Source organism: Paenarthrobacter sp. CCNWLY172 (assembly GCF_037402035.1).
Lineage (GTDB): Bacteria > Actinomycetota > Actinomycetes > Actinomycetales > Micrococcaceae > Arthrobacter.
In genome coordinates this window covers 49328-65978 of the sequence record NZ_JBBEGB010000009.1, presented here as the reverse complement: position 1 = coordinate 65978, position 16651 = coordinate 49328, and the positions used below count along the sequence as shown (strand labels likewise).

17 protein-coding genes are annotated in these 16651 nt (G+C 63.8%); 6 read left to right on the top strand and 11 right to left on the bottom strand.

Annotation, left to right across the window (positions count from 1 at the left end; genetic code table 11):
• Positions 1–32: 32 nt before the first annotated feature.
• Positions 33–1535: an MFS transporter gene (locus WBN73_RS15100; RefSeq protein ID WP_337340739.1), complete on the bottom strand. Its 1503-nt coding sequence runs from the start codon at positions 1533–1535 to the stop codon at positions 33–35.
• 161 nt (positions 1536–1696) lie between these two features.
• Here WBN73_RS15100 and WBN73_RS15095 point away from each other — a divergent pair, with 161 nt between their 5' ends.
• Positions 1697–2944, top strand: coding sequence for a glycoside hydrolase family 26 protein (locus WBN73_RS15095; RefSeq protein WP_337340740.1), 1248 nt, complete (start codon positions 1697–1699; stop codon positions 2942–2944).
• Here the strand turns inward: WBN73_RS15095 and WBN73_RS15090 are convergent.
• Positions 2880–3410, bottom strand: coding sequence for a MarR family winged helix-turn-helix transcriptional regulator (locus WBN73_RS15090; protein WP_337340741.1), 531 nt, complete (start codon positions 3408–3410; stop codon positions 2880–2882). The genes WBN73_RS15095 and WBN73_RS15090 overlap by 65 nt on opposite strands.
• A gap of 64 nt (positions 3411–3474) precedes the next feature.
• Here WBN73_RS15090 and WBN73_RS15085 point away from each other — a divergent pair, with 64 nt between their 5' ends.
• The 3 genes from WBN73_RS15085 (at position 3475) to WBN73_RS15075 (ending at position 6121) form a co-directional block, all read left to right on the top strand.
• Positions 3475–4239 (top strand): class I SAM-dependent DNA methyltransferase, encoded by a 765-nt coding sequence (locus WBN73_RS15085; RefSeq protein ID WP_280626119.1) that lies wholly within the window; start codon positions 3475–3477, stop codon positions 4237–4239.
• A 332-nt stretch (positions 4240–4571) separates the two neighbouring features.
• A complete protein-coding gene (gene srmL, locus WBN73_RS15080; protein ID WP_337340742.1) occupies positions 4572–5690 on the top strand; it encodes a PheS-related mystery ligase SrmL in 1119 nt (372 codons plus the stop codon).
• 95 nt (positions 5691–5785) lie between these two features.
• Complete coding sequence (locus WBN73_RS15075; protein ID WP_089593344.1) at positions 5786–6121, top strand: hypothetical protein; 336 nt, start codon at positions 5786–5788, stop codon at positions 6119–6121.
• Between the two features lie 39 nt (positions 6122–6160).
• On the opposite strand, the gene WBN73_RS15070 is transcribed toward WBN73_RS15075, so the two are convergent.
• Together WBN73_RS15070 and WBN73_RS15065 are read right to left on the bottom strand one after the other, a co-directional pair.
• Positions 6161–7585 carry an HNH endonuclease gene (locus tag WBN73_RS15070; protein ID WP_443193265.1) on the bottom strand — a complete coding sequence of 475 codons (1425 nt, stop codon included), beginning with the start codon at positions 7583–7585 and terminating at the stop codon, positions 6161–6163.
• A gap of 119 nt (positions 7586–7704) precedes the next feature.
• Positions 7705–8514, bottom strand: a complete 810-nt coding sequence (locus WBN73_RS15065; RefSeq protein ID WP_207595945.1) for a tryptophan-rich sensory protein — start codon at positions 8512–8514, stop codon at positions 7705–7707.
• A 148-nt stretch (positions 8515–8662) separates the two neighbouring features.
• On the opposite strand from WBN73_RS15065, the gene WBN73_RS15060 reads away from it, so the two are divergent.
• The gene (locus tag WBN73_RS15060; RefSeq protein WP_337340743.1) at positions 8663–9199 is read left to right on the top strand and encodes a MarR family winged helix-turn-helix transcriptional regulator; all 537 of its coding nucleotides are present in this window, start codon (positions 8663–8665) and stop codon (positions 9197–9199) included.
• Here the strand turns inward: WBN73_RS15060 and WBN73_RS15055 are convergent.
• The 6 genes from WBN73_RS15055 to idi are packed head-to-tail and all read right to left on the bottom strand — an operon-like array spanning position 9194 to position 14969.
• Positions 9194–10405 carry a prenyltransferase gene (locus WBN73_RS15055; protein WP_337340744.1) on the bottom strand — a complete coding sequence of 404 codons (1212 nt, stop codon included), beginning with the start codon at positions 10403–10405 and terminating at the stop codon, positions 9194–9196. The genes WBN73_RS15060 and WBN73_RS15055 overlap by 6 nt on opposite strands.
• Positions 10402–10752 (bottom strand): lycopene cyclase domain-containing protein, encoded by a 351-nt coding sequence (locus WBN73_RS15050; RefSeq protein ID WP_337340745.1) that lies wholly within the window; start codon positions 10750–10752, stop codon positions 10402–10404. Before WBN73_RS15050 ends, WBN73_RS15055 begins: the two co-directional genes overlap by 4 nt.
• A complete protein-coding gene (crtI, locus tag WBN73_RS15045) occupies positions 10752–12404 on the bottom strand; it encodes a phytoene desaturase family protein (RefSeq protein WP_337340746.1) in 1653 nt (550 codons plus the stop codon). Before crtI ends, WBN73_RS15050 begins: the two co-directional genes overlap by 1 nt.
• Positions 12401–13321: a phytoene/squalene synthase family protein gene (locus WBN73_RS15040; protein WP_337340747.1), complete on the bottom strand. Its 921-nt coding sequence runs from the start codon at positions 13319–13321 to the stop codon at positions 12401–12403. The genes crtI and WBN73_RS15040 overlap by 4 nt, the downstream gene beginning before the upstream one ends.
• On the bottom strand, positions 13318–14418 hold the full coding sequence (locus tag WBN73_RS15035) for a polyprenyl synthetase family protein (RefSeq protein ID WP_280626139.1): 1101 nt from the start codon (positions 14416–14418) through the stop codon (positions 13318–13320). Before WBN73_RS15035 ends, WBN73_RS15040 begins: the two co-directional genes overlap by 4 nt.
• Positions 14415–14969 (bottom strand): isopentenyl-diphosphate Delta-isomerase, encoded by a 555-nt coding sequence (gene idi, locus WBN73_RS15030; protein ID WP_089593353.1) that lies wholly within the window; start codon positions 14967–14969, stop codon positions 14415–14417. The genes WBN73_RS15035 and idi overlap by 4 nt, the downstream gene beginning before the upstream one ends.
• Positions 14970–15073: 104 nt before the next feature.
• Here idi and WBN73_RS15025 point away from each other — a divergent pair, with 104 nt between their 5' ends.
• Positions 15074–15682 (top strand): MarR family winged helix-turn-helix transcriptional regulator, encoded by a 609-nt coding sequence (locus WBN73_RS15025; RefSeq protein ID WP_207595953.1) that lies wholly within the window; start codon positions 15074–15076, stop codon positions 15680–15682.
• Here WBN73_RS15025 and WBN73_RS15020 read toward each other — a convergent pair.
• Positions 15679–16497 (bottom strand): CPBP family intramembrane glutamic endopeptidase, encoded by an 819-nt coding sequence (locus tag WBN73_RS15020; RefSeq protein ID WP_337340748.1) that lies wholly within the window; start codon positions 16495–16497, stop codon positions 15679–15681. The genes WBN73_RS15025 and WBN73_RS15020 overlap by 4 nt on opposite strands.
• Positions 16498–16651 lie beyond the last annotated feature (154 nt).

Here is a 16651-nt window from a genome sequence, read left to right as displayed (position 1 = left end):
CCGCCACCCAGGCAGGTGGCGGCGCCGGTTGTTCAGCCCAGGTGGACGTGCGGGGTATCGCTTGTTCCGCTGAAGCTTTTGCGGTCGATCCTGATCAGGAGAAGCGCGAGTGGGGTTATCAAGACCGCCACCCCGGCTGCCCAAAGGAACACCATCGAATAGCCCGAGGTCAGCGCCGCAAGGGGCCCGCCACCGGCGGCTGTAGTGGTCGCTGCCGCGGTGGCAGCCGCTGCGATGGCACTGAAGAGTGCGATGCCCAGCGATCCGCCGATCTGCTGCGAAGCGTTGACCAGGGCGCTCGCAACGCCGGCGTCGTCCTTGTCCACGCCGAAGAGGGCCAGGTTCTGCATGGGGACGAAGACCAGGCCCAGCCCAATGCCCATGAGGATCAATGCGGGCAGCATGTTCACCGGATAGGTCCCATCCGCCGTGACCTGGGTGAGCCACAGCATGGCTGCGGCCATGAAGACCGGACCAAGTGCGCTGGGGACCTTGGCGCCCAGCCGGGGCAGGTTCTTCGCCACAACGCCCGCCGTGATGATCAGAACCACCGTCATGGGCAGGGACGCGACTCCGGCCGCGAACGGGGCGAAGCCCAGGACGATCTGGAGGTAGAAATTGATGAACAGGATGCCGCCGATCAGCACTGCTCCGGCGAGGAAGGACGCCAGGAACGCTGCGGCGCGGTTGCGCTCGGTGGCGACGCGCAGCGGAAGCAGCGGGTTCTTGACCTTGCGTTCGACGGCGACGAAAAGTACCAGCAACAACGCACCTGCCGCAATGAAGCCCCAGGATTCCACCGCACCCCAGCCGTGCTCGGCGTTGGCGAAGCCGTAAACCAGCGAGCCCAGACCCAAGGCGGCGAGAACGACGCCGTGCCAGTCGTATTTGGTGGAGCCTCCCGCTTTGCTTTCTCCCACCAAAATCCACACACCGATCAGCGCGATGATTGCGATGGGTACGTTGACGAAGAAGCACCACCGCCATGAGACGAATTCGGTGAGGAATCCGCCCAGCAGAACTCCTGCCGCTGCACCGACCCCGCTGATGGAGCCGAAGATGGCGAAGGCGGTGCCGCGATCCTTGCCGCCGGGGAAGGCCACTGTCAGGAGTGCCAAGGCCGCCGGTGCGAGGAGGGCGGCGAAGATGCCCTGGAGCGCGCGGGCTCCGATGAGTTCCCAAGGCTGCTGGGCCAAGCCGCCGATGAGTGATGCCGCCGCGAAGCCTGCCGAGGCCGTGATGAAGGTCCGCTTCCGTCCCCAGAAATCGGAGATGCGTCCGCCCAGTAAGAGGAAGGCGCCGAAGACCAAAGCGTAAGCAGTGACCACCCAGGAGCGGGTGGAGTCACTGATGCCCATTTCCAGCTGGAGGCGGGGGAGCGCCAGGTTCACGATGGTGCCGTCCAGGACCACCATGAATTGGGCCAGGGCCAGGAAGGGCAAAGCCCGCCAGCCGATGTTGCCCTTACCGTCCGGTGGGACTGGTGTGTTTGCTTGGGCTTGTCCGCCCGATGTCTCCAGTAGTTGCGATGCCACGCGTCACCCATTCTTCAAAGTAATAATACTTATAGAAGTATAAGTATATTGATGGGCGTGCATAAGCCTCTCGGGCGTGACGTTCGTCCCAGTGGTGTCGTTCGGGGGATACGTACCTAGGATGGAACGAAACTGCAGGTCGGAGAGGGTTGGTGGCTGTTGTGGGGGAACAACCCGAAGAGAGCGGCGATGCCCGCAAGGCCAACCGGACGGAGCTCAGGCGGGCCTTCACGCTCCCTGCCGTGATTGGCCTGGCCGTGATCGGCATCGCGGGAGTGAACTTTGCCAACGGTCTCGCGGAACAAAAAGCGCAATCGGGTTCCAGCGTGAAAACCTGTGAAGTCCTCCCCCGGGCAGCCCTCGCCCCTGACACCGGTGCCCTGTTCGGTGTGAACCTGGACTGGCATTCCAAACCGCTGGCCGCCTTCGCCAACGACCTTGGCCACAAGCCCGCAGTCAGTGTCTCCTTCACGGGGTTTCCCCTCACAGCCAAGGACGAAGACCATCTCCGGCGGGCAGTGGAGCAGATTCGAGCCGACGGGCACATGATGCTGCTGACCCTGGAACCTCACGACGGACTATCCACTGTGACTGAAGAAACGGCTACGGCCCTGGCGAAAGACCTCGCCGAATTCAACGACGACGGCGTACCCGTGGTTGTCAGGTTCGCCCACGAAATGAACGGCTCCTGGTACGCCTGGTCCCAGCAGCCACAAAAGTACAAAGAAGCTTTCCAAACGCTGGCTAATGCGGTGCACTCCACCGCGCCGGGTTCCGCCATGATGTGGGCTCCCAATTACGGGGGCGGATATCCTTTCGCGGGCGGAGAGTTCGAAGCCAAACCAGGCACACCCGAATTTCTGGCGCTGGATACCAGCGGCGACGGCGCCTTGGCCATGGACGACGACGCTTACGCCCCCTACTACCCGGGAGACGAGGCTGTGGACTGGGTTGGCATGTCCCTCTATCACTGGGGCAGCACCTACCCGTGGGGTGAAAATGAACTCCCTGAGCCCAACAAGTTCGCGGATCAGCTCACCGGCGACTACAAGGGTGCCAACGGCGACGACAGTCTGCTTCCGGATTTCTACGGCATGTACGGCACGCAGCATGGCAAGCCGGTAGCCATCCCCGAAACGGCCGCACTGTTCGCTCCAGGAGCAGGCGGCGAGCCGGAGAGGGCTATCAAAGAAGCCTGGTGGAACCAACTCTTCAGCCCCACAACACACCAGGAATTCCCGCAGCTGAAGATGATCAACTGGTTCGAATGGGACAAAGACGAGGTGGAAGTCAAAGGCCGGGTGGACTGGACCGTGACCAACACCCCCGAACTGCGCGAGGCCTTTACCGCGGCGCTGCCGGACTGGTTCCGCTACGGCCCGGAGGAGTCGTGTCGGCCGCCGCAGTAATGGTGGGCCCGGATACGTGTTCAGGTTCCGAAAGGAACGAAGCCAACCGCTGCAGCGCCGGGAGGCTGGCTGCAATTTGTTCGCGTTCCTCCGGGAGCAGCCGGGCGCTCGCCGCGATGATCGCGTCAGCCCATCCATCCTCCAGGAGCGCCTTGATCCGTCTGGATTCGTCCGTGGGGTGGAGGGAAACGTAGCGCTTGTCCGAGGCATCCTTGACACGCGTGACCAAGCCGGCAGCTACGAGCTCGCGCAATTGGGAGCTGACGTTGCTCAGCTGCCGCCCGAGCCTGCCCGCCACCTCGGCAACGGTGACACCGGGGTGGCCTTCAACAACGCGAAGGATTTCCAGCACACCATTCGAGATGGGGCGGAGGCCTGTCTCGTTGAGTGACTTGCGGCGAATGTCGGACGAGATATCAATCATGCAGACGGCCAAGGCCTTGTGGTCCACAGTCTCTTCTCCCATCCCCCTAGCATAGGTGGGGCCTCGCCTCTTCAACTCCCTGGCCGTCGGCTGCAATAGTGGCAGGATGATCAACCAGCAACAGCTTTGGGACCACGACGCAGCGGAGCAGTACGACACTCCCGGGGAGGGAATGTTCTCACCCGATGTTCTTGGCCCCACCGTGGAGCTCTTGTCGGAACTGGCATCGGGAGGTCCCGCCGTCGAATTTGCCATCGGTACCGGACGCGTGGCCATCCCGCTCCTTGAGGCCGGCGTGCCAGTCAGTGGCATTGAGCTGTCCCACGCCATGATCGCCCGCCTGCGTGACAAGGTGGGGGAGGACCGGATTCCCGTGGTCCAGGGCGATATGTCCCAGGTTTCAATAGGGTCCCATTACACGCTGGCGTTTCTGGTCTTCAACACCATCGCCAACCTTCTAACGCAGGAGGAACAAATCCGGTGCTTCCAGAACGCGGCCCGGCACTTGGCTCCCGGCGGCCGCTTCGTCGTCGAGCTCTGGGTGCCGCAACTGCGTTCACTGCCGCCCGGGCACGGCGGAACAGTGGAGGTGAGCCAGCCCGGATACCTCTTGGTGGACACCTATGACGTGCTCCGCCAACACGTCATCTCGCACCATGTGCGGTTCGGCCCCGACGTTTCGGATGGGCGCGAAGCGCGGATCGGGCGGACACCCCACCGATACATCTGGCCGAGTGAACTCGACCTCATGGCACGCATTGCTGGATTCGAGCTGGAACACAGGTGGGCCGACTGGGACCGCAGCGAATTCACCGCGGAGTCCCGCAGCCACGTGTCGGTATATCGGCTCACCGATCACCGGATGACCTGAGTCTGCCGGGCGGTAGTCCTTCCTGCGGGCTTGTTGGCCTGTACGCATCAGGAAGCTTCACCCGGCCCGACCACTTCGGCGTCCGCCGTCGTCGTGCCTTCTGCATCGGCGACGCCTGGTTCCGACGCCGGCAAACGGCCCCTTAAGGGGCATTCGGTGGGGCCTGTGCCTTCGCGGCGGACAGAGGTAGAGTCGGCCCATGCTCTCCATGCGTCGATTTACTTGCCCCCGACCGGTATCCGGTCGCGAGGGCACTAAGGCGCGCGCCTAGGTCCTGGCGCCGGAGTGAGTCGGGGGAGGAACCCAATCACTCCGAAACTTAAGGACCAGAAATGCCTGTCTATTTAAGCCCTGCCGAGCTTCACCATGCTTTGACCATCAGGGACCTCGCCAACCCCGACCATGGTCCGCATGCCATGCAGAAACTCCTGCGTGACGTGGTGGACGCCCTTCGGACGCAGTGGAGCGTGCCCGGCAGAACCATACGTCACAGCCCCTTGGTCAGCGTTGCGGATAACTATGACCGTTTGGGTTTCAGCGGGGCGGACATTACCCGCGACCAGCGATACTCCCGCTATGTCAGCCCCACCGTCATGCTGCGCAGCCATACCTCGGCGTCCATCCCCACGCTCTTGCGGGCGATTGATCCAGCCGAGGTTGTGGACGAGCTCTGGGCGATCCCCGGCCTCGTCTACCGGCGGGACTCCATTGATCGCACCCATGTGGGCACGCCCCACCAGGTGGACTTGTGGCGTGTGAGTTCCACCGGAAAGCTGCACGGCGGGCACCTTCAGGAAATGGTCAGTGCCTTGGTGGCTGCCGTACTCCCGGGCGCTGAGTGGCGTGCCGTTCCGGCAGCCCACCCCTACACGGCGGAGGGCTTGCAGCTTGACGTTCTGATGGGTGGCGAGTGGCTGGAACTCGCGGAGTGTGGGCTCATGGCACCGCAGCTTTTCCTGGACGCGGGCCTTGATCCCGGAAAATGGTGCGGTCTTGCTCTGGGGATGGGTTTGGACCGCGCCCTGATGCTTCGCAAGGGCATTCCCGACATCAGGCTGCTGCGGTCTGCGGACCCGAGGATTCAACGGCAAATGCTGGACCTGTCGCCGTGGAAAGCTGTCTCCCGGATGCCTACCATCAGCAGGGACATCTCAATAGTGGTTGCAGAGGACATGGACGATGAGTTGCTTGGCGATACGGTTCGTTCGGCTCTGGGGGAGCAGGCTGAGGATCTGGAAAGCGTGGAGCTGTTGGCGCTGACTCCCTGCCGACAGCTTCCGGCCGCGGCGCGGGACCGGCTCCGCATTAGACGCGGGCAGGCCAACGCCCTGATACGGGTGGTGATGCGTCCGCTTGGCCGGACAATGACCGATCCAGAGGCGAACCAGATCCGGGACGACGTTTACCTTGCCCTGCACGAAGGCCCGGTCAATGAACTGATTGCAGGCTAGGTCTGCTGCGCTGTGTCGGTGGTTGCGTCAGGCACTGCCGGCACAGCGGAGCCACGCCGCGGCAGGCTCTGCTGCAGGATTGCTAGGCTGGACCCATGACCCGTCGACTTGCAGCCCTGTCCGCCGTTCCCGTTCTGCTGCTGCTCGTGGGTTGCGGAGCCGTTGAGGAAGCAGCCGGAAACGCTGCCAGTGAGGCCGCATCAAAGGTTGCCACCGCCGCTGCCGACGAAGTGACCAAACAGATCTGCGCCGTTGTCCAAGACGGCTTGGTGGGCGCCGAGGACAAGCAGGTACTTGCCGGCTTGGTGACAGCCGCCGATGCCGCAGGCGTCCCCTCCGATATCACCACGCCCCTCCGTCAGATCGCCGACGCCGGCGACCAAGTACCGGCAGAGTCCGTTCAGGCATTGAAGGATGCCTGCCCGGCATAGCAGCTGTTGCGACGCGGCTGTGTATGACTTTGTCGTGGATTACGTCTGCCGGGCATGCTGCAGTTGTGGCTCCCAGTGTCGTTCCGACGCGGGTGGCATGTCCGGCGGAGCAGGTGGCGACGCATCCTCGCGCCCAGGCAGAGGTGGCGCCTTCGATTGATAGATGTGCCCGGTAGGGGTGCGGACTTCCAAGGTGTGCGTTTGGCCGTGCGGCACACTGGCGCTCCAGCCGGGGTTTTCCTTGGTGTGATTGCATGCCTCGCATAGACCCGCGCCATTTTTCAGGGTGGTGGTCCCGCCGTTGTGCCAAGGGACCACGTGGTCCATATGCCTAATAGGCGCATCGCAGTACGGGGTTCGGCAGGTGGCGTCCCGGACCTCGATGAAGCGCCGTAATCGTTGGGGGAAGACCCTCGCTTTGGAGTCCATGGCCAGGAGTTCGCCGCTTCCCGGAGCAGTGTAAAGTCGCCGGATCATCACTCGGAATTCTTGGCGCTGTCCCTCTGGCTCGGTGGGCCCGTCGGCCAGCAGAACTCTAGCCCATTCAGCGGGGACGATTCCGTAACCCTGGAGGCGGGCCGGTTCGCTGTCGCCTTGGAAGAGCGTGCGGTCAGTCATGACGAGTTGGCGGTCGATCCCTGCGACCCCGCCAGGTGTTCCGGTGACCCGTTCTACCAAGGTGTCGGCCATGATCTGTCCACGGTTTCGGCCGTCGCCGGACGAGCGGGCTGAATCTGCGTGTCGGCTAAGGGCAGCGTAGGCGGCGACGCCTTGAGCCACTGGTAGCAGAGCGGTGAGGATTGTCATGGTGTCCGGAGCCGGGCGAAGGCTGACCCGGCGTTCTGCGGCGGCGTGACTGGCCCGCTGGGTGACCGAGCGGGGGTCGCGCCGGTAGGCTGCGGCCTTGGCTGCGGCGATGATGGACCGGTCCCCGGACCCGTTGAACGTGCCCGTGTCCGGCGCCAGTTCTTCATCCACAGCGGCACGGTCTTCAATGCTGAGGCACGCAGTTTCCTTGACCAACAGTGTGGCACGCCATTCGTTGAGCTGACCTGTTTCGAGGGCGGCCATGGTGTGCGGCATCTCGATGACAAGCGCCCGCGCAAGTCCGAGCAGCCGGGATCCACGGTTCGGCGATTCGCGTCGGGCGAGGGCCACCTGGGCGGCGACACCGCGGCCTTGCTCTGCCGTGGGAACGCCTGCTTCGGCCTGCTCCCGGCGCTGAGCCAGATCCAAAGCGACAGCGGCCCTGGCCTGACGCGCAGTGATCGCGGATTTCAGGTCCTCCAGGGCACGAATCTCATTGACCAGCCCACCGCTGCTGGTGCTCGCGGGCAAGGAACCAATAACGGCCGCGAGGCCCGCCAACGTAGCACCGGGCTGGGCAGACTCCCAGGGCGTCGAGGCATCGGCCGGTAAGGGCATCGCGTTGTTGCCCGCCTGACTGGTCCGAATCCGCTCCATGTCCCAACTCTTCCAGTCGGGAGAATCGGATATCAGGCCTGACTTCGCCTATGTGGAAAACCGCGCAAGTATCCGGCATCGCCTGCCCTGCCGCCTGCTGGCGCGAAGCAAGGCAGGGTTTACCGGCTACCGGAAACCCCGGCCCCAGCCAGCACCACCCGGGCCCTCACCGTGATCGCTGCACCGAGAACCAGCGCAGCAGCGACAGCCGCCGCGACCGCCGTCGGGAATGACTCGGGTGAATCGGCGCTGCGGCCGACTGTGATCCAGGCCAGGCCCCACGCAATGGCGGCTGCGAGAGCGAGGCGGCCGTGTCCCTTGATGGCCAGAGCGATGCCCACAACGGCCACCACTACCAACACAGCCACTGACCAGACCTCGGGCCGCAACCCGAAGCCTGAGAAGCCGGAAGCCTTCAAAGCGGCGGCAATGTTGGCGCACACGGCCACGCTGGTCCAGCCGAGGTACAACCCCAGAGTCCCGTCCACCGCTACAGCCTCAAACCACGAAGTGGCGCGGCTCTGGCTGTACCGAAGGAACGCCAGGACAAGTGTCACCAGCAGGGCCAGGATCACCAGCACGCTGACAAAGAGCCAGCCAGCCTGGACAGACAGGATCCACGCGGCGTTCAGGACCATGGACAAGGCCACGATCCAGCCGAGGGAGCGCTGCCGCGGATTGGCCCGTTGGGACGGCAACCACTGCCATACCGTGTAGGCAACCAGGCCGGTGTACACCACGGACCAGATGGAGAAGGCGGGGGTTGCGGGGGCGAGGAGCGTGGAGTCGGCGGACAAAGCACCGCCCGCTGCCTGGGCGATCGGGGTTCCGCCGAAGACTCCGACGCCGATCATCGAGCCAACGATGCAGATCACCAAGCTCACAGTGACCGTGATCTGCCGGGCGAGGTCCGGGCTTACTGTTGCCATGTGCAAAGCCTCTTTCCTAGGGGACGTGCGTGGGACGTGCTGTGGACGAGCGGGGCGGCGGATGTGCGGCGTCATGCATTCGCGGGGTACGTGACTTACTATCAAATTGCTAGCAAGACAAGCTTTACGTTTATCAAAGGACCGTCGGATGGACTCGGAAGGCCACGCAAAGGGCTATTGGTACGGCAAAGACCCAGGTCAGAAGGCCATTGCCATTGACGTGCTGAATGCCCTGCGCGATTACCGTGCTTCCGAGCAAGCGATGCGCCGCAGGACCCGTTCCTCCATGGGGATGGGTGAGAAGGACCTGCTGGCCCTGCGCTACCTGTTCGAAGCTGAAGCCGCGGGCAAGGTGATGAAGCCGAAGGATCTGGGCGACAAGCTAGGCATAACGTCGGCGTCCATGACCACGCTGATCGACCGCCTGGTGGAGTCCGGCCATATTCGCCGCGAACCCCATCCCACCGATCGTCGCGCGCTGATACTGAAGGCAACGCCGGGGTCGGACCAGGAAGTGCGGCACACGCTCGGTGGAATGCACCGACGGATGCTCGACGCTGCCTGCGCGTTGAGCCCGGACGAGTCGCAGATTGTGGTGAACTTCCTGCAGCACATGCGCGAAGCACTGGACACCATCGACGAAGAGCCTGTGGGCCCTGATGCCGGGAAACCAGCCCAGTCATGACGTGAGGCTCCACTGCAGGATCACGATGAGCGTCACCAGGAATCCTGACCCGTAGTTGAGCCAGATGAACCGTCGCCACGCCACGTTGGTGCGCGCCGCCGTCGTATCCGTCACGTTCCAGTACGGCGCGCAATTGGCGATGTACGGGACAGCGATGATCGCCGCGAGCGGTCCGGGCCACGGCGTGGCCAGCATCGCCAGGCCGGCAACAAACCAGAGCACGACGGCGAGCCGCACCGTCCGGCGGGCACCGATGACTGTTGCTATGGAGCCGATGCCGGCCTGCCGGTCAGGCTCAATGTCCTGGACGGCGCCGAAGGCATGGGCGGCCATGCCCCACAGGAAGAACGCGAGCAGCAGGATGAGGAGACCAGGCGTCACCTCGGCACCGGCCAGCGTCAAGCCGACGACGGCGGGACTGACGAAGTGCGTACTGGACGTCAGCGAATCCAAGACCGGGCGTTCCTTGAAGCGAAGCCCGGCCACGGAGTAGGCCACAACCGCGAAGGCACTGACGGCAAGGCTCAGCCACGCGGCAGGACCGCCCGCGACGGCGAGGAACACCAGGAACGGCACGTTGGTGATCGCTGCGAGCCACAGCATGGGGCGGTGAAGATGGGGTTGGAGGAGTGCGCCCTCCATGCCGCCCTTGCGGGGGTTTTTCAAGTCGGATTCGTAGTCGAAGACGTCGTTGATCCCGTACATGGCCAGGTTGTAGGGGATGAGGAAATAGAAGGTGCCCACGACCAGGACCCAGTCGATCTCGCGGGTGGTCAGGAGCATGGCCGCGGCAAACGGGTAAGCGGTGTTGATCCAGCTGACCGGGCGGGAGGCGAGCAAGGCCTGCGGGACGAGGCCCTTGCGCCCCGGTTCCGTGCGGCTCTGGCTGGATTGCGTGCGCTTTCGCGTCAGCCACATCCACAGCCCGGGAAGCGCCACGACGCCGGCCAGCGGGTACGCAAAGTCCTCGATCGGCGCGAGCCCTACTTTGACGCCGAGGATGTGCGAAGCGTCGTAGTGGAAGAGTTCCATCCCGATCATGACGGAGTCGAACACCGCGGTCAGGACGGCCAAGGCCGTGAAGGCCAGGCCTACGGCTTTCCAATGCCTGCCGGCCTCGCCGGGATACGCGCCCCGGCGGGCAAAGATCACGCCGGCTGCTCCTGCCGCGACGATGAAGGCGAGCGCGAGCCATAAGTACGTCATACGTGCTCCCGCTGTTTCGCACTGCGTGTGGCCGGTGCCCGGTCAAGCAGCCGCCGGGCGCCTGTGTAGAGGACCATGGTGCACAGCACCAGGAAAAGCAGGAAGACGGGTTCCTCGATGGGCAGCTCCGGGGCGATCAACAGTCCCGTGGCGATGGTGCCTTCACCTCGCAGGAAGATTCCCAAACCGATCCCGGCCAGGTCCCAGGCGAGAAGGAACGAGACCCCGACGGCGGTGACGATCGCCGCTGCTTTAGGATCCCGCCAGAAGTACAGACGGAAGCGGTGGTCGAGCAGGAGCATGCAGGTGATACCCAGCAGCAACGACACCAAGTAGAGAACACCCATCAGCCAATCCTGCTAGCTACGGGCCTCACAGTGGTAGGGCCGGCACTGTGGTCGCCGCGGATCCGTTTCAAGACCAGCTCGGCACTGATGAGGCACATGGGCACGCCAACCCCGGGGGCTGTGGTGGCACCGGCGTAGTAGAGGCCCTGCACACGCTTCGAGGCGTTCTGCGCCCTGAACATGGCGCTCTGTCCCAGCGTGTGCGCTGGTCCCAGCATGCCGCCGCGCCAGGAGTTGTACTCATCAGCGAAGTCAGCGGGTCCGATGGTGTGCCTGACCACCACACGGTCGCGGAGGTCCGGGATGTTGGCCCACTGGGCGATCTGGTCGATGGCGGCGTCCGCGGTTCGTTCGATGAGGACATCGCCGCTGCCGTCGGGGCCGCCTGCCCCCAGCTGCGGATCGGCCGGGACGGGGACGAGGACAAAGAGGTTCTCGTGCCCTTGTGGCGCGACCCCGGCGTCGGTGGCGCTGGGTTTGCAGACATAGATGGAAGCAGGATCCGGGATCTTGGTCTCCTCGCCAAAGATGGCTGCGAAATTCGCCTCCCAATCGCGGGTGAAGAATAAGGAGTGGTGGGGAAGTTCCGGCAGGGAACCCTTGATGCCCAGCATCACCAGGACGGCGCCGGGTCCGCTGGTGCGGCTCTGCCAGTACTTGCTGTTGTAGCTCCGGTCCCTGACGCCCAGCAGTTGGGTTTCGGTGTGGTGCAGGTCGGCGCCGGAGACCACCAGGTCCGCAACGCTGTAGTGCTCCGTGCCCGAGTTGTCGCGCCACTTGACCCCGGTGACTTCACGGCCATCCTTCCCGGACAGGGCAGGCGGGAGCTTCACGCCATCGAAGCGGCCCACCTTCCTGGTCCGGGGGGCCTCGCGGGTGGTGATCTTCAAAGCTTCGGCACCGGTATGGATCCTGACACCGGCATCCACCGCCAACGACTCCAGTCGCCTCACGAGCTCCCAGAATCCGCCGATCGGATACTGCACGCCGTCGCCCAGGTCCAGGGCACTCATCAAGTGGTACATGGCGGGAGCATCGGAAGGATTGGTGCCAAGGAACACCGCCGGGTATCCCAGGACCTGCCGGAGCACGGGGTGCTGGAACCGTTGGGATACGTACTTATCCAACGGTGTCAGGAGCAGTTGCGCGAGTTTGGGCAGGCTCCGCAGCACTTCCGGATGAAGCAGCCCTTGCAGCCTGGTGAACGGGTTGTAGAGGAAGAACCGTTCAGCCATTTCAGTGGTGTGGCGCGCGGACGCGAGGTAGGAGGTCAGTTCCCTGGCGCTGCCGGGCTCCACACTCTCGAAGGTTTCCAGAACCTGATCGCTGCCCAGCGGCACTGTCAGCGGGACCGGCCGTCCGCCGTCGTGGTCCGGCTCGCTGAAGATGCGGTACGCGGGACTGAGCGTCCGCAAGTCCAGCTGTTCCGCCGCGCTGGTGCCGAGCAGCTTGAAGAAGTGGTCGAAGACGCCGGGCATCAGGTACCAGGAGGGACCGGTATCGAAGCGGAAACCGTCCCGTTCAAGGCTTCCGGCGCGTCCGCCTACCTGGTCGCGCTGCTCCAGGAGCTGGACCTCGTGGCCCTCGTGGGCAAGGAGTGCAGCGGTGGCGAGCCCAGCGATGCCACCGCCGATCACTACAGTCCGCGTCATCGGTGCAGCTCCATCCAGGTTGAGGCGACGGCCCGGGCGGCAAGCCCCGCTTTAACGGCATCCGGCACCCGGACCCTTGAGCGATACAGCTCGTCCACCGTGGTCTGTTCAATCCGGTCCGTGAGGGCCTGGAACAGCGCCAACGCGCTCCGGACAGCGGCCCTGGCATCGCGTGGCAGCATCGGAATGACGGCGTTGGCGTCGGCCAGCTGGGCCCGGACTGTCTTGACCCACTCCACCCGGTCGTGCTCCTCGAGGTGGTCCGCAGTGCTGAGGTAGTTGCGGCCCAACCGGGAGGTATCGTCCGCCAGATCCCGGAGGAAGTTGATGTTCTGGAACGCAGCGCCCAACCTGCTGGCGCCATACTGCAAAGCTGCGGCGTCGCCGTCGTCGATGTTTTCATCCCGCATGAAGACACGCAGGCACATCAGCCCCACCACCTCAGCGGAGCCGTGCACGTAGCCATCATGGGCATCGGCGTCGAAACGGAGTGGTGCCGGCTGTTGCGCAGAAGTGCCCGCTGACGTGCGCTCGCCGAGGTCCGTTCGCATGGAAGCGAAGAAGGGATCGATGAGGGTCTCATCAATGCCGGCCGTCCGGGCGGTCTGGGCAAAGGCGTGGATGATGAGATCGCTGCTGTAGCCAAGCTTGACCGCGCGGTGGGTCTCATCGATGAAGTGGGCCAAGGCGTCGCACTGTTCCTGATAGCTGAGCCCGGCTTCCGCGGTGACGCCGTCCACGAGCTCGTCCGCCACCCGCACCAGGGCGTAGATGTTGCGGACGTGCTGGCGGTGCCGGGGCCCCAGCAACCTGCATGCCAGGCCGAAGGACGTGGAATAGGCGGCGATGACCTGGTTGGCGGCCCGCTCGGCCGTCCGGGTGAAATGGGTGAAAGAGGTATCGGCGGCGACGCTCATGATTGCCGTCCTTCCAACTGCCCCGCAAGGTCAAGCAGGACATTCCGTGCGTCCTGCGGAATGGTGCTTGTGAGCTGATGATTAAACGCTGCCATTTGTTCCTCGATGAGGCCCTGGACAAATGCTTCTGCTCCGCAATCGGTGAGGTGGCGGCGGACGTGCTCGCCTTCCTCACCGTTGAGTCCGGGCCTGCCGAAGAGGGGCGCGATGTGCGGCCACGTGCTGGTGGTCCGCGCATGGGCGATGATGGCCGTTTCCTTGCCTTCCCGCAGGTCCGAAAAAGGATCCTTGCCATGGCGGCGCGGATCCCCGAAGGTGGACAGGAGGTCGTCCTGGAGCTGGAAGGCCAAGCCAAGATGCCGGCCGGCGGTTGCAAGCGCAGTCTCGACGGCGAAGTCCGCACCGGCCAGTGCGGCGGCGGCACGCAACGGCAGTTCGAAGGTGTACGTGGCGGTTTTGTATCCACACATCACCAGGATGGTCTCGAGGTCCGGGGCAATGACGCCGTCGCCCAGGCCCACGTCAAGTTGCTCGCCGGCTACGGTCTCGTTGATGGTGTGCTCCAGGAGATCCAGGAGGCGGAGCCGTAATTCGTGGGGGAGATCCGCGCGGGCGAAGGCTTGGTGGGTTGCGGCGAGCAGCATGTCGCCCATCAGGATTCCGCCTGTCTGGGCCCAGTGAAGGCCGCCATCGGGACGGGGGAGCTCGCCGGTTTCTGCGAGGAGGGAACCGATGAGGTTGGGGTGTCCGCGTCGGACGAGGTCTCCGTCGATTACGTCATCATGCAGGAGGAAGGCGTAGTGGAGGAGTTCGATGGCGGCGGCGATGCTGATGGCGGTTTCGCGTTGGCCGCGGCCTTCTTGTTCGGGCCGTGATGAGCCGCGCTGCAAGAGGGAGTCGTACGTTTCCATGAGCAGCAAGGGGCGGACGAACTTGCCCCCCAGCACGTTCTGGCCCGCCAGGCCCCACAGCCTGGCGAAGTTGGGGCCGTAGGCGGTTGCGGCGCTGGCCCTCTTGCCGATCAGTCCGGTCAGCTCGTTTTCGATCGCGCCGCAGAGGTCGGTGCGGCTTCGGAGGGATCCGGAGGTGACGGTCATGCTTTGACTCCCTCGTGTAAAGGCAATGCCCGCGCCTCCAGAAGTTGGGGGAACTGCAGACCAAGCCACGGGCTGAAAGCAGACGGCGTGTGTGCAAGGGCATCCTCGAGCAGGGCCGGGGAAATCCACGCCCAGTCAGCAACCTCGGCTGGATTCGGCTGCAGGGGGCCGCTGATCCGGGCCATGAACACCGGGCAGACCTCATTTTCGACGATTCCAGTGGGGTCAACGGCTCTGTAGCGGAAGTCCGGGAGAACCAGTTCGATCCTCTTGGCGTCCACCCCGAGTTCAAACTGGGCACGCCGCATCACAGCGTCCTCGAATTCCTCGCCTGGTGCCGGGTGGCCGCAGAAACTGTTGGTCCAAACGCCCGGCCAGGTCTTCTTTTCAGGTGAGCGGCGGGTCAGGAGGACCTCGCCGGCATCGTTCAGCAGGTAGCAGGAGAAGGCTAAATGAAGGGGTGTGTCCAGTGTGTGCACCCCCGCTTTTGCGGCCTCCCCGATGGGTGTTCCGGCGTCGTCCAGGAGGACCACCATCTCTGTCGCGTTCATCCTGCGCCTACCTCCTACACCCGGTGCCTTAGAGAGACTTGAATATTGCTAGACAAGCTAGAAGAAAGGCTACCATGTAGGAAGTTGGGTGTAACATACTCATCATGTCCAGTCCTGAAGAGATTCCTGAAGAAGCCGGGACCCCGGTTTCCTCCGGCGTTTATCATCTGGACGCCAACGATCCTCACGCGGAATTAGTGGACCGATCCGGTCTCTCCGACGAGGATGTCCAGCAGATCAGTGACCTCATGGCTGCCCTGGGGCGGCTGCGAGAGGCAGAACAGCGGCTGTCCGACGCCTCCCTGAGGTACATGAAGCTCAACCAATCAGACATGCGTGCACTGCACTATTTGATTGTCTGCGCGAACCATGGCGTGATTGCCACCCCCGGCGCAATAGCCTCCCGCCTCAGCATCTCGACGGCGTCAACCACCAAGTTGCTCGACCGGTTGGAACGCGCGGGACATGTCACCCGACGGGCCCACCCCTCCGATCGGAGGGCCCTCGCCATAGCCATCACCCCCGAAACGCACGAGGCTGCGATGCGGACGGTGGGACGGCAGCAAGCCAAGCGTTTTCTGGCGGCTGCCCGTCTCGCTCCGGAAGAACGGATGATCGTGATGCGCTTCCTGGATGACATGGCACAGGAAATCGAGGTTTCCGAAGAGGCGTGGGCAGGTGCTGCGGGCTCCCCGGTAGCGGACCATCTCTAGTACAGGAAGATCGGCAGCCAATCCCGGTTGTGGGCGTGTACCAGTGCCAGGAACAACACGAAGTCGAACAGCAGGTGCACTGACACCACGTAGGTGAACGACTTGGTCAGCTTGAAGGTGTACCCCTGCAGCAACGCGAACGGGAACGTCAGCAAGGGACCCCAGGACTGATATCCGATTTCCCACAGGAATGAGGAGAAAACCACAGCTTGCAGGAGGTTCGCCAGCCAGTCCGGGAAGTGTTGTCGCAGCAGGGTGAACGTGGTGCAGATGAAGAACAGTTCGTCCCAGATTCCTACGGCGTTAACGCCCAGGAAGAGCCGCCAGAAGATGTCGGGATCGGAGGCGTCGGGCCAGTTTTGGTACACGCCGGTGCTGATCAGGTAGACGGGCAGGATGAAATAGCCCAAGGCAACGACGCCCATCAAGTACAGCTTTGCTGCCAAGGGCCATTTCCTGCCGGTGTTGATGGGGAATTTGATGATGTCTTCCCGATACACAAAGCGGGACACCAGCCACGGCACCAGCACTGCCAGCGCGAGCGCTCCGCCCATCAGGGCCATGTGCTCCGTACTGAGGTCGGCATTGAGAGGCACCAGGCTGAAGATGGTCATGCCGGCCGCGATCAGCGCGAGGTGCCGCATCAGCCGGCTGTCAACGAAGGCGGCGGTGACAACACTGGCCAGCAGCAAGCCGTAGCCGAGCAGTTCATTTCCCATCGCAAAGAGGGGAATGCCGGACAGCGAAAGCAGCGCCGCCGGTAATAGTTTCCAGCTGAGCGCGGTGCGGGGTGCTTCCGTTGAAAGGGACGTCACCCCCTAAGCATCTCAGGCCTGCAGCCGCGCGACACTGTTTTGCGCGATTGGAAAAGCGCACCGGCACAACGGCGAAGTGTTCTTCTGTATTATTCGTGACAGGGCCCACAGATGGGCCGGTCAGGTAGTTTGTCTGGCTCTGCCAGCGGGGGAT

Bases quoted from the DNA above. Each gene is read 5' to 3' on its own strand.
- WBN73_RS15035 (WP_280626139.1), bottom strand. From the start codon at position 14,418: ATGACCGTCACCTCCGGATCCCTCCGAAGCCGCACCGACCTCTGCGGC.
- idi (WP_089593353.1), bottom strand. From the start codon at position 14,969: ATGAACGCGACAGAGATGGTGGTCCTCCTGGACGACGCCGGAACACCC.
- WBN73_RS15085 (WP_280626119.1), top strand. From the start codon at position 3,475: ATGATCAACCAGCAACAGCTTTGGGACCACGACGCAGCGGAGCAGTAC.
- WBN73_RS15065 (WP_207595945.1), bottom strand. From the start codon at position 8,514: ATGGCAACAGTAAGCCCGGACCTCGCCCGGCAGATCACGGTCACTGTG.
- WBN73_RS15090 (WP_337340741.1), bottom strand. From the start codon at position 3,410: ATGGGAGAAGAGACTGTGGACCACAAGGCCTTGGCCGTCTGCATGATT.
- WBN73_RS15040 (WP_337340747.1), bottom strand. From the start codon at position 13,321: ATGAGCGTCGCCGCCGATACCTCTTTCACCCATTTCACCCGGACGGCC.
- WBN73_RS15075 (WP_089593344.1), top strand. From the start codon at position 5,786: ATGACCCGTCGACTTGCAGCCCTGTCCGCCGTTCCCGTTCTGCTGCTG.
- WBN73_RS15060 (WP_337340743.1), top strand. From the start codon at position 8,663: ATGGACTCGGAAGGCCACGCAAAGGGCTATTGGTACGGCAAAGACCCA.
- crtI (WP_337340746.1), bottom strand. From the start codon at position 12,404: ATGACGCGGACTGTAGTGATCGGCGGTGGCATCGCTGGGCTCGCCACC.
- WBN73_RS15070 (WP_443193265.1), bottom strand. From the start codon at position 7,585: ATGGAGCGGATTCGGACCAGTCAGGCGGGCAACAACGCGATGCCCTTA.
- WBN73_RS15055 (WP_337340744.1), bottom strand. From the start codon at position 10,405: ATGACGTACTTATGGCTCGCGCTCGCCTTCATCGTCGCGGCAGGAGCA.
- WBN73_RS15025 (WP_207595953.1), top strand. From the start codon at position 15,074: ATGTCCAGTCCTGAAGAGATTCCTGAAGAAGCCGGGACCCCGGTTTCC.
- WBN73_RS15050 (WP_337340745.1), bottom strand. From the start codon at position 10,752: ATGGGTGTTCTCTACTTGGTGTCGTTGCTGCTGGGTATCACCTGCATG.
- srmL (WP_337340742.1), top strand. From the start codon at position 4,572: ATGCCTGTCTATTTAAGCCCTGCCGAGCTTCACCATGCTTTGACCATC.